Origin of the sequence: Clostridium sp. CS001, assembly GCF_020443565.1 — a bacterium.
Classification (GTDB): domain Bacteria; phylum Bacillota; class Clostridia; order Clostridiales; family Clostridiaceae; genus Clostridium_AD.
Genome location: NZ_JAIZZN010000003.1, coordinates 191,326 through 203,888 on the forward strand (window position 1 = coordinate 191,326; position 12,563 = coordinate 203,888).

The window sequence follows — 12,563 nt, forward strand, 5'->3', positions numbered from 1 at the left end:
ATGATATTTGTGGCTGAAAACTCGAAATTTAGTATAAAGAACAATCTAGACATTTTAGTTGCATTTGGAGTAATAGGGATAGTTTTAATGATAATTATTCCATTACCTCCAAAGCTTTTGGACGTAATAATTGCAATTAATATTACACTGGCAGTTATAATTTTATTATTAACAATGTTTACAACAGAAGTGTTGCAATTTTCAGTTTTTCCAACGTTGCTACTTATTACAACACTTTTAAGATTAGGATTGAATATTTCATCTACTAGGCTAATATTAACAGAAGCTTATGCAGGTGATATAATTGAAGCCTTTGGTGAATTTGTTGTTGGTGGTAATTATGTAGTAGGAATAATTATTTTCTTAATAATAATCGTTATACAGTTTATAGTTATTACAGCAGGGGCAGGAAGGGTTTCAGAAGTTTCTGCTAGATTTACACTAGACGCAATGCCTGGTAAGCAAATGAGTATTGATGCTGATTTGAATACTGGTGCCATTAATGAAGATCAGGCAAGAGAGAGAAGAACAAAATTGCAGGATGAGGCTAGTTTTTATGGAGCTATGGATGGAGCATCTAAATTTGTAAAAGGAGATGCTATAGCAGGTATAATTGTTACTATAATCAATATTTTTGGTGGTATTATTATAGGCGTAGTAATGCTTAAGATGCCAATTGCAAAAGCTGCAACTACTTATGTTAGACTTACAGTAGGGGATGGTCTTGTAGGCCAAATTCCAGCGCTTTTAATATCAGTTGCTTCTGGTATTCTAGTTACTAGATCAGGTAGTACTACAAATTTAGGAAGTCAAGTGACCAAGCAACTTACTGCTTTCCCAAAAGTAATAGGTCTAGCATCAGTGGTGCTATTAGTTTTAGCAGCAATTCCGGGAATGCCTCACTTGGTTTTTATTATGCTTTCAATTGCTACTGCAATTAGCGCATATTTTTTACATAAAGACGAAAAAGATCAAAAAATTATGAAAATAGAAAGTGAAGAACAGGAGTCTTTTGAAACTGAAAATAGAGAACCAGAAAATGTAATGAATTTGATTTCTGTTGAGCCTATGGAAATAGAAATAGGATATGGATTAATCCCACTGGCGGATGAATCTACAGGAGGAGACTTATTACAAAGGATTGCATCAGTTAGAAGACAATGTGCTTTGGAGATGGGGATTGTTGTTCAACCTATTAGAATTAAAGATAATCTGCAACTTAAAACCAATGAATATGTGGTTAAAATTCGAGGAACTGTAATAATAAAAGGAGAGTTAATGCCAAGCATGCTACTGTGCATTGACCCAAGTTCCGAGGATATTAACATGCAAGGCATAAACACAATTGAACCAACCTTTGGGCTACCGGCAGTTTGGATAAATAATGACCAAAGAGAAGATGCAGAAATAAAAGGGCTCACAGTGGTAGATCCAACTACTGTAATGGTAACACATTTAACAGAAACTATTAAAAATCATGCCTTTGAGTTATTAGGTAGACAAGAAACAAAGTTATTACTTGACTCTGTAAAAGAGAAATATAATACTGTGGTTGAGGAGTTAATACCTGATCTTATGACTGTTGGTGAGGTTCAGAAGGTCCTTCAAAGTTTATTAAAAGAAAGGGTAGCAATAAAGGATATGGTTACAATTTTAGAATCTTTAGCAGATAATTCAAGAGTGACTAAAGATATAGAAGTATTAACAGAATATGTCCGTTTTTCTCTAGGAAGAAGTATATGCAATGGACTTGTTGATGACAATGGATGTATAACAATAATAACTTTAGCACCAGAGGTTGAGGATATTATCGGTAATAACATTCAAAAATCCTTGCAGGGGTCTTTTCCAGCGGTAGATCCTGATACCACAGGGAGAATATTAAATTCCATTAAAAGTAATATTAGTACAATTTATTTTCACAACAATCAGCCAGTGATTTTGGTATCTCCAAAAATAAGACCAGCCTTTAGAAGATTAATTGAAATGGTATTCCCAAGCATTACAGTGCTTTCACTTAACGAGATACCAAATGAAATCGAGATTAAAACTGAAGGAGTTGTGACGTTGCAATGATTATAAAGCGATATGTAGTTAATAGCATGAATGAAGCCATGACGAGAATAAGATATGAGCTTGGCACAGATGCTGTAATTATTAGTCAAAGGAAAATACGAAAACCAGGCTTAAAAGGTTTATTTTCAAAAAAGATTATTGAAGTAACAGCTGCGGTTGAAAATGAAGTAAATGTGCAAGAACAAAATGTAAAAAGTAGTATAGATGCAATTAAAAAGGTTGTAGAGAAGGAAAATAGCCACGTTAGTGGTAATGATTACTTCAAGGATTTAAAGGATGCAAAAGAATTAAGGGATTTAAAGAATGCTAAAGATGCAAAAGAATTAAGGGGTTCAAAGGAGTCTATGGACTCAAAGAATTCAAAGGACTTAATGAATGAAATGCAAGAAATGAAGAGTATGCTTAGTGAACTTACTAGTGGTAATAAGGTAGAGCATAGTGAAAAAAGTAATATAGAAAAAATCTTGGAAGAAAATGATGTAGATAATGAAAATATTGAGAAACTATTGGAAAAAATTAAGAGTATTCAAGATGAATTTAGTGAAATTACAACTGGTAAAAAACAAACTGATGAAGCCAGAAGTGACGAAGTAGAAAGTAATGAATATGAAAGATTAAAAGTTGCATTAAAAGAAATGATTCATGTGACTAAGCCAAAACTAGAAGGTAGAATAGTTCTTGTGGGGCCAACTGGCGTTGGAAAAACTACTACCATAGCAAAGCTTGCGGGAAGGTTAGCTTTAGTTGAGAAAAAAAAGGTAGGATTAATTACTGTTGATACCTACAGAATTGGTGCAGTAGAGCAACTGAAAACCTATGCCGATATAATGAACATACCGTTTAAGGTAGTATACAACATGAAGGACATGGAAAGTGCTATAGAAAGTATGAAAGAATGTGAAGTTGTGCTCATTGATACTACAGGTAGAAATAGTAAAAATAATATGCAGATGTCGGAACTCAGAACTTTTGTGGAAAAAGCTGATACAAAAAATATCCATTTAGTCCTAAGTTCGACAACTAAAAATAAAGATATTAAATATATTATTGAAGGATATCGAATTTTAAACTATAATAATATAATAGTAACTAAATTAGATGAAACTTCAACTTATGGTTCCATACTTAATATATTAGAAATTGCAAAAAAACCATTGAGCTTTGTTGCAACTGGGCAAAATGTACCTGATGATATTAAAGAATTATCAGTTGACAAGATTGTCAGTCTTGTATTAGGAGAGGATAACATATGCTAGATCAAGCTCAAAGATTGAGACAGATGGCTGTTGAAAATGATAAAAACAATATGTCTAGTAGAGCTGATAATTCTAATAATACCAGCAAGCCTAGAATTATAACTATAACCTCTGGTAAGGGAGGAGTAGGTAAAAGTAACATAGTAGTTAATTTATCTATAGCACTTCAAAAAATGGGTAAGAAAGTTATGATTTTTGATGCAGATATAGGCATGGGAAATGATGATATTATAATGGGATGCTCCTCTAGATACAATGTGTTTGATGTTATAAGTAAAGGTAAAGAGATTGAGGAAGTTGTTTTAACTGGGCCCTTTGGGGTGAAACTTTTAGCAGGCGGATCAGCCCTTTCTAAAGTTGAAGATTTGACGCAAGATCAAAGGGATTTATTCCTAAATAAACTTACCGCTTTAACGGGGTTTGATTATATAATAATGGATACAGGAGCTGGTGTTAATAAAAGTGTTTTGGGATTTATTGCATGCTCAGAGGATTTAGTAATAGTAACAACACCTGAACCTACATCCCTGACAGATGCATATAGCTTATTAAAGGCTGTTAAGCATTTTAATATTAAAAATTCTGCTAAAGTTATAATAAATAGATCCTTAGATAATAATGAAGCTACCATTACATATAACAAATTTAATAATGCTGTTACTAAGTTTCTTTCAATGAAACTAGAGTATTTAGGTCAAATAGGTGAGGATAAAAAATTATCTTATGCAGTAAGACAGCAGCAACCAGTAATAATAAGTTACCCCAGTTCTCAAGTAGCTCAAGATATAAATTCTATAGCAATTAAAATTGAAGGCATAAAGGAAAAGGCCAGTGGCATGGGGCTAGAAGGTCTGTTCAAGAAAATTTTCAGTATTTTCTCGTAAGGGGTTGGAATAATGACTAAAGTTGATTTTAAAGTAAATATGAAACTAGAATTATTTATTGACGAAAAGTATTTTAATTGCAATATACAAGACATAACTGATGAATACATAGCAACTAACATTCCTGTTAGTACAGGTCAATATATACCATTATCAAGGGGAACGGCTGTAGAGGTTATTTACTATGAAGAAGATAGTATTTATAAATTTAAATCTTCAGTTATAGGACGTAAATTTGAAAATATACCTATTTTACTTTTAGCACAACCAACGGAAATAGAAAAAATACAGAGAAGAAAATATTTTAGAATAACATTGCTAAATAGCGTTAAATATAAAAATCTTAAAAACGAGCCAAAAACTAACCCTAAAACCATAGAAGATAGTGAATATACAAACGGTGTATTGCTTGATTTAAGTGGTGGTGGAATGAAAATTAAAGTAGCAGAGCACGTTAAGCAAAATGATTTCCTACTGGTATCATTAACTATTAATAATGAAAATTTACTTGTTGTAGGGCAAGCAATGAGAATTATAAAAGATGATGAAGGTAGATTTGTTTGTGGTTTAAGCTTTGAGTTTTTAGATAATTCAACCAGAGAAGTTATCATTAAGTTTATATTTCAACTTATGAGAGAACAGATGAAAAAAAGTTAGGAGGCGCTTAAATGTCCAATGTTGATGCAGTTGATATAAAAGAGCAAATTGTGAAAAAGCATATACCTTTAGTTAAATATATTGCATCTAGAGTAATAATTGGAAAAACCAAATATGTTGAGTATGAAGATTTGATTAGCTATGGAATGCTCGGACTTATGGATGCTTTAGGAAAGTTTGATGCCACTAAAGGCATGAAGTTTTCAAGTTATGCATCTATAAGAATAAAAGGGGCTATGATTGATGAACTTAGAAGAAATAGTCCTATTTCTAAGGGTGCCATGGATAAGTTAAGCAGATACAATGAAGCTATTGAAAGACTTCAGAAAACCTTATATAGAGAACCTTCAAACCATGAAATTGCAAGTGAATTAGGTATTACAATTTATGATGTGGCGGATATTGAAAGCAATATAAATTATATATCTGTAGTTTCCCTAGAGGATATAATATTTTCAGAAGGCGATGACATGCCACTAAGTGGTACGATTAAAGATGACAATAGTCCAAGTCCAGAAAAGACTCTAGAAGATAAAGAGCAGGTTGAATACTTAGCCTTAGGTCTTGAAAACCTAAAAGAAAAAGATAAAATGGTACTAACTTTATATTACTATGAAGGTCTTACTTTAAAAGAAATCGGAAGTATCCTGAGTGTATCAGAATCGAGGGTTTGTCAACTTCATAGTAGAGCACTTGTAAACCTGAGAAAGGAACTTGCGAAACTAAAGTATGAAATATTATAAAATTTGGAGTGAGTTGTATGACGGGTTTATTGATTTTTATTGGACTGATACTTATAATTTTAAATGTAATAGCTATAAAAAAACAAAATAAATCCTTTGATGGAGCGCTAGGAAATGCTATAGGGAATATTAATGATTATGATATTAAACTAGGGGAAGTTAGGCAAGAGTTTTCTGAAAGTATTGTTGAGCTTCAAAGTGAGTTAATGGCTATTAGAGAAATCATGGAAAGTAGTGCTAATAACCTGCAAAGTACTGAGAAAATCAATGACGATAATAAAGATAAAATTATTATAGATAATTATCATAATGGTGATGATAGTGAAAGTACTACTGTCAACATTACTGATACTAATATTAGCACTAACATTGATAATGCTAACGAGTATAAGGTTAATGAGATAAAAAGATTATTTAGTGAAGGATTTTCCGATCAGGAAATATCAGAAATATTGAAGCTCGGTAAGGGGGAAGTGCTATTAATAAAGGATTTATATATAAGATAAAGAGTTTAATAGGATTTCTAAGTGATAGGAAGCTTTTAATAGGAATAGGAATAGGAATGGTTATAGCGTCTATTTTATTAAGTGGTGCGAAAATAAATTATGAAATGAGTAAAGGTAAGGTTGAAATAAAAGCTAGGGGATATGGTATGCGTTACCCTGATGAGATGACAATTATTACGAAGGATGGTGTCAAAAAATGATTAGAGGTCTCTATACAGCAGTTACAGGGCTTATAACTGGGGAAGCTAAACAAAGCGTTGTAACTAATAATATAGCAAATGCAAATACTATTGGTTTTAAAAGCGAAAATCTTTCTATTAAAAAGTTTGATGATGTATTAATACAAAACTATGACAAGGTTGTAAATGGGAAGAATACTAGGAATGTTATTGGTTCTTTAAGCATGGGTAGTGAAATAGATGACCTAAATACATATTTTACTCAAGGATTGCTTCAACAAACTAATAAATCTACAGACTTTGGAATTGAAGGCAGTGGATTTTTTGCAGTACAAAGGAATAATGGTATTGAGAACAAGACCTATTATACTAGAAGTGGTGATTTTCACATTGATAGACTAGGGTATTTGGTAACAGATAGTGGGGATAGGGTTTTATGTAAGAATAAAGCAACTAACGATACTGAGCCTTTATTTGTTGGTGATGGCAAGCTTCAGGTTGATAAGTATGGAGATATAAGCGTTAATGATGAAAACTTATATAAATTTAATACTGTAGATTTTCAAGATTATAAAACCCTCAATAAAGTTGGAGATAATTTATATGATGCATTAAGTCCAATTGAAAATACAAATATTACAGTGAGACAAAACACCTTAGAGAAATCTAATGTTAACGTTACAAATGAAATAGTAAATATGATGACAGTTATGAGGAATTTTGAAAGTAATCAAAAGGTTATGCAATCTATTGATGAAACATTAGGAAAAGCTGTTAATGAAGTAGGCAGAGTAGGATAAAACATGAAATGAACAATATTTAATAAGATATAAATGAGGAGGCGATAGTGTATGTTAAGACTTTTATGGAATAGTCGAAGTTCTATGATGGCACAACAGGAAAAATTAGATGCAATATCTAATAATATTTCCAATGTAAATACTAATGGATATAAAAAGGTTGATGCAAGTTTTAAAGATCTTGTTTATGAGTCACTTGATAGAAAAGGATATCCGGTATCTGCTGATAAACAGGGGAAGACGGTACTGCAAAATGGTACAGGTATTAGATTATCCGAGTGGACAAGGGACACTACGCAGGGTAGCGTTACACCAACGGGGCTTTCGACGGATTTAGCATTAGATGGTACAGGCTATTTTGAAGTGCTCCAGAAGGACAACAGTAAGGCATATACCAGAGCGGGGAATTTTCTGACTGATGCTAGTGGTACTATAGTTGATCAAAGTGGAAATAGACTTAGTATTGTTGATGGTGAAGGTAAGGATATTAATAAAGCAGACGGGCCTTATAAATTTAATTCTAATAATTTCAACATAGATTCAAAAGGCGAGGTAACTATTAAAGAGAATAATAGTGATATACCTGTTGGAAAAGTAAAAATATCAAGGGCTATAGGAAATAACTCAATGATTTCTGTAGGGGACAATTTATTTATGCCAAAGCCTGGTGTAGGGATGTTAGAAAGTAATGATTATTCTATAATGCAAGGATATTTGGAGTTGTCTAATGTTGACCTTGCAACAGAAATGACAGATATGCTTATGACACAAAGGGCGTTTCAGCTTAGTTCTTCTACTTTGAAAACTGCCGATGAAATGTGGCAAATGGCTAATAATTTACGAAGATAATAAATCAATAATCAAATAAAAACAAAGCATTATAGATTTTGATAAGCCTATAATGCTTTGTTTTTTATTTAAAATAGGAAATTACGTATTTTAGTTTATCTTATCTATAACTGCTGTAATAGGCGGTATAACTTGTTTTTTTCTTGAAACTAAACCAGGAATATATACTCCATTATTAGTTAAGGAAACATTAAAGGCTTTTGAAACAACATCTGTATGCTCTCCAACAGCCATTAACACAGAGCCACCATTTAATATGTCTGTTAGCATTAGTAGAATTAAGTCAAAACCACTATCCTTAGCCTTTTTAGTCATTAAATTTATCATGTCATCTTTTAATGGGTCAAAACTTTCAATATACATTGTACCCACTTGCGATACCCCTACTTTAAAATTATTTAGTGAAAAAACTTTAAAGTCTTGGAAGAAGATTTCTTTAGCGGTTTTACCTTCTAAAGATGTTCCAGCTTTAAACATTTCTTTAGCAAACTCTTCTATATTTAAATCAGCGATTTGAGCTAATCTTTTTAATATAAGTTCATCTACTAAAGTAGCAGTAGGAGATTTTAAAAGCAATGTGTCAGAAATAATTGCTGCACATAAAAGACCGGCAACATTTTTTGAAGGTCTGATTCCATTTTCAAAAAATATGGAGGCTACAATTGTTGACGTACTACCCACAGGCTCATTTCTAAAGTATATAGGTAAGCCAGTTTGCACATCTGCAATTCTATGATGATCTATAATTTCTAATATTTCAGCATCTTCAAGACCAAGAACTGATTGAGTTTTTTCATTATGATCCAAAAGTATAACCTTTTTTCTATTTTGAGATATTAAATGGTATCTAGATATACTTCCAATAACTTTATTATTTTCATCAAGAACAGGGTAACTCCTGTATCTAGTTTCAAGCATAATATATTTTATGTCATCAATAAAGTCCTCTGTATTAAAACTTAAAACATTTTTTCTAGACATAACATAGCTTATTGGTATGCTTTGAGTTATTAATCTAGAAGCTGTAAAAGTATCAAAAGGGGTTAATATGATTGTGCAACCACTAGCTTTTGCAAGGGTGATAATATCATCCGTTGGAACATAGTTGCCTGTAATGATTATAAGGCAAGCTTTAGAATTAATTATTAAACGCTGGGAATCTTCCCTATCTCCGCATATAGCTATATCACCTGGCTCAATTATCTCTTTCATGCTATCTGGATGCATAGAAGCTACAATAATTTTCCCAGTTATTTTAAAAGTACCTTCTGGTCTGTACACGCATTTAGCTGACAGAGTGTCTAGTATATTTTCAAGGGTTGTCTTGCTTTTAGCTAAAATAGAATTGTCCCAAATATCTAAATAGCTAGAAGCAAGATTTGATACTGAAGCAACTCCCGCTAACCTATCATTTTCATCTATAACAGGTAGTGTCTTAATATCATTTTTTTTCATAATAGCCCAAGCCATTTTTAGAGATATATCTGGTGAAATAGGAGCCACCATGTCAATGTCCAAATCAGAAACCTGTGTTTTAACAGTGGTTATAAGCTCAGGCATATCTGCTTTAAAGTAACCTAGAACAAATTGTGTTTCACGATTGATCTCTCCAAGCCTAATTGGAACTGCTGCAATTTTACCAGTTTTATTTTTAAACTCTGCATAGGCAATAGCAGAGCAAATAGAATCAGTGTCTGGATTTCTATGCCCAGTAATATAAATAATATTTTTCACCTATGAACCCTCCTTATTTCCGCACGAGGCATATAACAATTATAAACTATTATATGCCTTATTATTAAACTTACGATTTTTATAACCTTTATGACTTTGAAAAAATCACATGATTAGTATTAGTTTATATTTAAACACCCATATTGTAAAGAAAAAACCAATGCTTTGCACATAAAAATCAATAAAAGGTCAACTATATCACTAATATATTGTGAATTAACTAAAATAATACACAATATTTTTTTCATATGTAAGTAGACAAGCACATATAGTAGTAGAGAAGAATAAGGGGGGATACACGTGGTTAATGAAACATTTGCAGGGGGGCTTACAAAAGAGAGTGCGGAGGTTAGATTAAAAAAATACGGGTTTAACAAACTGGAAAATAAGAAAAAAATATCTGCAATTTCGATTTTCTTTTCACAATTCAACGATTTTATTACTTGGATATTAATTGCAGCAACAGTTATTTCAGGACTTATGGGAGAGAAGGCAGACGCAGTAACTATATTTATAATAGTTATAATGAATGGAGTATTAGGGTTTATTCAAGAGTATAAAACTGAAAGGTCTCTAGAGGCACTAAGTCAATTGGCAGCACCAACTGCAAAGGTGATTAGAAATGGAAGCCTAACTATAATTAATGCCATATATTTGGTACCAGGTGATTTAGTAATTTTGGAAAGTGGGGATAGGATCCCGGCGGATTGTATTTTAACAGAAGATAATAATGTAATGCTTGATGAATCCTTACTTACTGGAGAATCGGCTGGGGTATCCAAAAGTGCAACTTCTAAGGATAATAATGTTTATATGGGCACAATACTTCTTACAGGAAAGGCTAAAGCAAAGGTTGTAGCTACAGGAATGAGCACAGAAATGGGTAAAATAGCAAATATGCTTCATAGTATTGAAAATGAAAAATCGCCGCTGAAAGAAAGACTAGACCATCTTGGGAAAATACTAGTTGTGCTTTGTATAATAATTTGCATAGTTGTAACCTTTATGGGTATTAGACGAGGACAAAATAAGTACGAAATGTTTTTACTAGGAGTAAGTTTAGCAGTAGCAGCTATACCAGAAGGCTTAACGGCTATCGTTACAGTTGCATTAGCACTTGGTGTATCTAGAATGCTCAAAAGGAAAGCGTTGGTTAGAAAGTTACCAGCTGTTGAAACCTTAGGATGTACTTCCGTAATTTGTACAGATAAGACAGGAACACTAACTGAAAATAACATGACAGTAAAAGCCTTTTATTTTGATGGGCGGACTTATGATGTTGATAAGGATAATATTCCAATAAGTTTAGTAATGAAAAAAGCTTATACATACTGTAATGATTGCAATTATAATTTTAATGCAAAGAATATTGCTAAATGTTTATTTGGTGACCCTACAGAAACAGCATTAATTAAAGGATTTTTTGAAAATCCTAAAGAATTGCAAGAGTTTTTAGGCAAATCTAAACGTGTGTATGAAATACCATTTAATTCAACAAGGAAAGTTATGTCTGTTATCGTTAAAGAAGGAGATAAAGAAATATGCTATGTAAAAGGTGCGCCAGAACGAGTTATAGAAAATTGTAATTATATATTAGTAAGCGGTAACGTAACTCCAATGACTCCTAATTATAAAAATGCATTATTAAGGGCTGTTGAATCTATGTCTTTTAAGGCATTAAGATGTATTGCTTGTGCCTATAAGGTATCTGGAATTAGAAGAGATGATAGTTTGGAGAGTAATTTAATCTTTATAGGTATTGCAGGTATAATTGATCCTCCAAGAAAAGAAGTAAAAGGTGCAGTTATAAAGTGTAAAATTGCAGGGATAAGACCAATAATGATAACAGGTGATCATAAAAATACGGCTTATGCTATTGGAAAGGAATTAGATATCTGTAAATATCCAAGTGAGGTCATAACAGGAGATGAAGTTGACAAGTTAACTGACAAAGAGCTAGAGAAGAATATTGACAATTTTAAAATTTTTGCAAGAGTGACTCCAAAACATAAATTAAGAATAGTGAAAGCCTTTAAGCATAAAAATCAAATTGTAGCTATGACTGGGGATGGTGTAAATGATGCACCAGCAATAAAGGAAGCAGATATAGGTATAGCTATGGGTATATCTGGTACTGATGTAACCAAAGAGGCAGCTTCTATGATTCTCTTAGATGATAACTTTGCAACCATAGTTGCAGCAGTTGAAGAAGGTCGTGTAATATATGATAATATAAGAAAGTTCATCAGATATTTATTGTCTTGTAATTTAGGTGAAGTACTTACTATGTTTTTGGCTTCCTTATTTTATTTAGAAAATCCACTACTGCCAATACAAATTTTATTTGTAAATTTAGTTACAGATGGACTTCCGGCTATAGCTTTAGGGGTTGATCCGGCGGATAGGGATATTATGTTTGAAAAACCACGAAAAAAGAATGAAAGCGTATTTTCAAGAGGACTTGCAGAAAAAATTATTATTAGAGGTTGCCTCATTGGTATATGCACAATATTGTCATTTATAGGGGGTAAATATTACGGTATGAGTATTGAGGCATGTAGAACCTTGGCCCTTGGAACCTTAGTATTATCTCAACTTATACATGTATTTGAATGTAGATCAGAAAAGTACTCATTATTTGAAATTAACCCATTTACAAATTTATATTTGATTGGGGCTGTAGGTATATCTATAATTATGCTAGTTAGTATAGTTTATACTCCGTTGTTGCAGGGCGTTTTTCACACGATTCCCCTTAATTTTGGTCAATGGTTAATTATTTTGTTTTTCTCTGGAATAATTTCCTTTATAAATAGTTTATACTTATTTATAAAGCACAGGCATTAATTAATAATGCGAATAATAAAAGCTATATGATA

General features: G+C 32.2%; 11 protein-coding genes. 10 read left to right on the forward strand and 1 reads right to left on the reverse strand.

Going from position 1 to position 12,563, the window contains the following annotated elements; all coding sequences use genetic code 11:
* The 9 genes from flhA to LGK97_RS03840 are packed head-to-tail and all read left to right on the forward strand — an operon-like array spanning position 1 to position 7,950.
* Entirely contained in the window at positions 1 to 2,076 is a 2,076-nt protein-coding gene (flhA, locus tag LGK97_RS03800) for a flagellar biosynthesis protein FlhA (RefSeq protein WP_226258410.1), read from the forward strand.
* Positions 2,073 to 3,332: a flagellar biosynthesis protein FlhF gene (gene flhF / locus LGK97_RS03805; RefSeq protein WP_226258411.1), complete on the forward strand. Its 1,260-nt coding sequence runs from the start codon at positions 2,073 to 2,075 to the stop codon at positions 3,330 to 3,332. The genes flhA and flhF overlap by 4 nt, the downstream gene beginning before the upstream one ends.
* Complete coding sequence (locus LGK97_RS03810; RefSeq protein ID WP_226258412.1) at positions 3,326 to 4,216, forward strand: MinD/ParA family protein; 891 nt, start codon at positions 3,326 to 3,328, stop codon at positions 4,214 to 4,216. The genes flhF and LGK97_RS03810 overlap by 7 nt, the downstream gene beginning before the upstream one ends.
* 12 nt (positions 4,217 to 4,228) lie before the next feature.
* Positions 4,229 to 4,873, forward strand: coding sequence for a flagellar brake protein (locus LGK97_RS03815; RefSeq protein WP_226258413.1), 645 nt, complete (start codon positions 4,229 to 4,231; stop codon positions 4,871 to 4,873).
* A gap of 11 nt (positions 4,874 to 4,884) precedes the next feature.
* Positions 4,885 to 5,616, forward strand: a complete 732-nt coding sequence (locus LGK97_RS03820; protein WP_226258414.1) for a FliA/WhiG family RNA polymerase sigma factor — start codon at positions 4,885 to 4,887, stop codon at positions 5,614 to 5,616.
* 17 nt (positions 5,617 to 5,633) lie between these two features.
* Positions 5,634 to 6,122, forward strand: coding sequence for a DUF6115 domain-containing protein (locus LGK97_RS03825; protein WP_226258415.1), 489 nt, complete (start codon positions 5,634 to 5,636; stop codon positions 6,120 to 6,122).
* Positions 6,123 to 6,178: 56 nt separating this feature from the next.
* Entirely contained in the window at positions 6,179 to 6,322 is a 144-nt protein-coding gene (locus LGK97_RS03830; protein ID WP_226258416.1) for a hypothetical protein, read from the forward strand.
* Positions 6,319 to 7,101: a flagellar hook-basal body complex protein gene (locus LGK97_RS03835; RefSeq protein WP_226258417.1), complete on the forward strand. Its 783-nt coding sequence runs from the start codon at positions 6,319 to 6,321 to the stop codon at positions 7,099 to 7,101. The genes LGK97_RS03830 and LGK97_RS03835 overlap by 4 nt, the downstream gene beginning before the upstream one ends.
* A 51-nt stretch (positions 7,102 to 7,152) precedes the next feature.
* Complete coding sequence (locus LGK97_RS03840) at positions 7,153 to 7,950, forward strand: flagellar hook-basal body complex protein (RefSeq protein ID WP_226258418.1); 798 nt, start codon at positions 7,153 to 7,155, stop codon at positions 7,948 to 7,950.
* A gap of 90 nt (positions 7,951 to 8,040) precedes the next feature.
* Here LGK97_RS03840 and LGK97_RS03845 read toward each other — a convergent pair whose 3' ends face one another.
* Positions 8,041 to 9,684, reverse strand: a complete 1,644-nt coding sequence (locus LGK97_RS03845; protein ID WP_226258419.1) for a putative manganese-dependent inorganic diphosphatase — start codon at positions 9,682 to 9,684, stop codon at positions 8,041 to 8,043.
* Between the two features lie 300 nt (positions 9,685 to 9,984).
* On the opposite strand from LGK97_RS03845, the gene LGK97_RS03850 reads away from it, so the two are divergent.
* Complete coding sequence (locus LGK97_RS03850) at positions 9,985 to 12,531, forward strand: cation-translocating P-type ATPase (protein ID WP_226258420.1); 2,547 nt, start codon at positions 9,985 to 9,987, stop codon at positions 12,529 to 12,531.
* Positions 12,532 to 12,563: the final 32 nt, after the last annotated feature.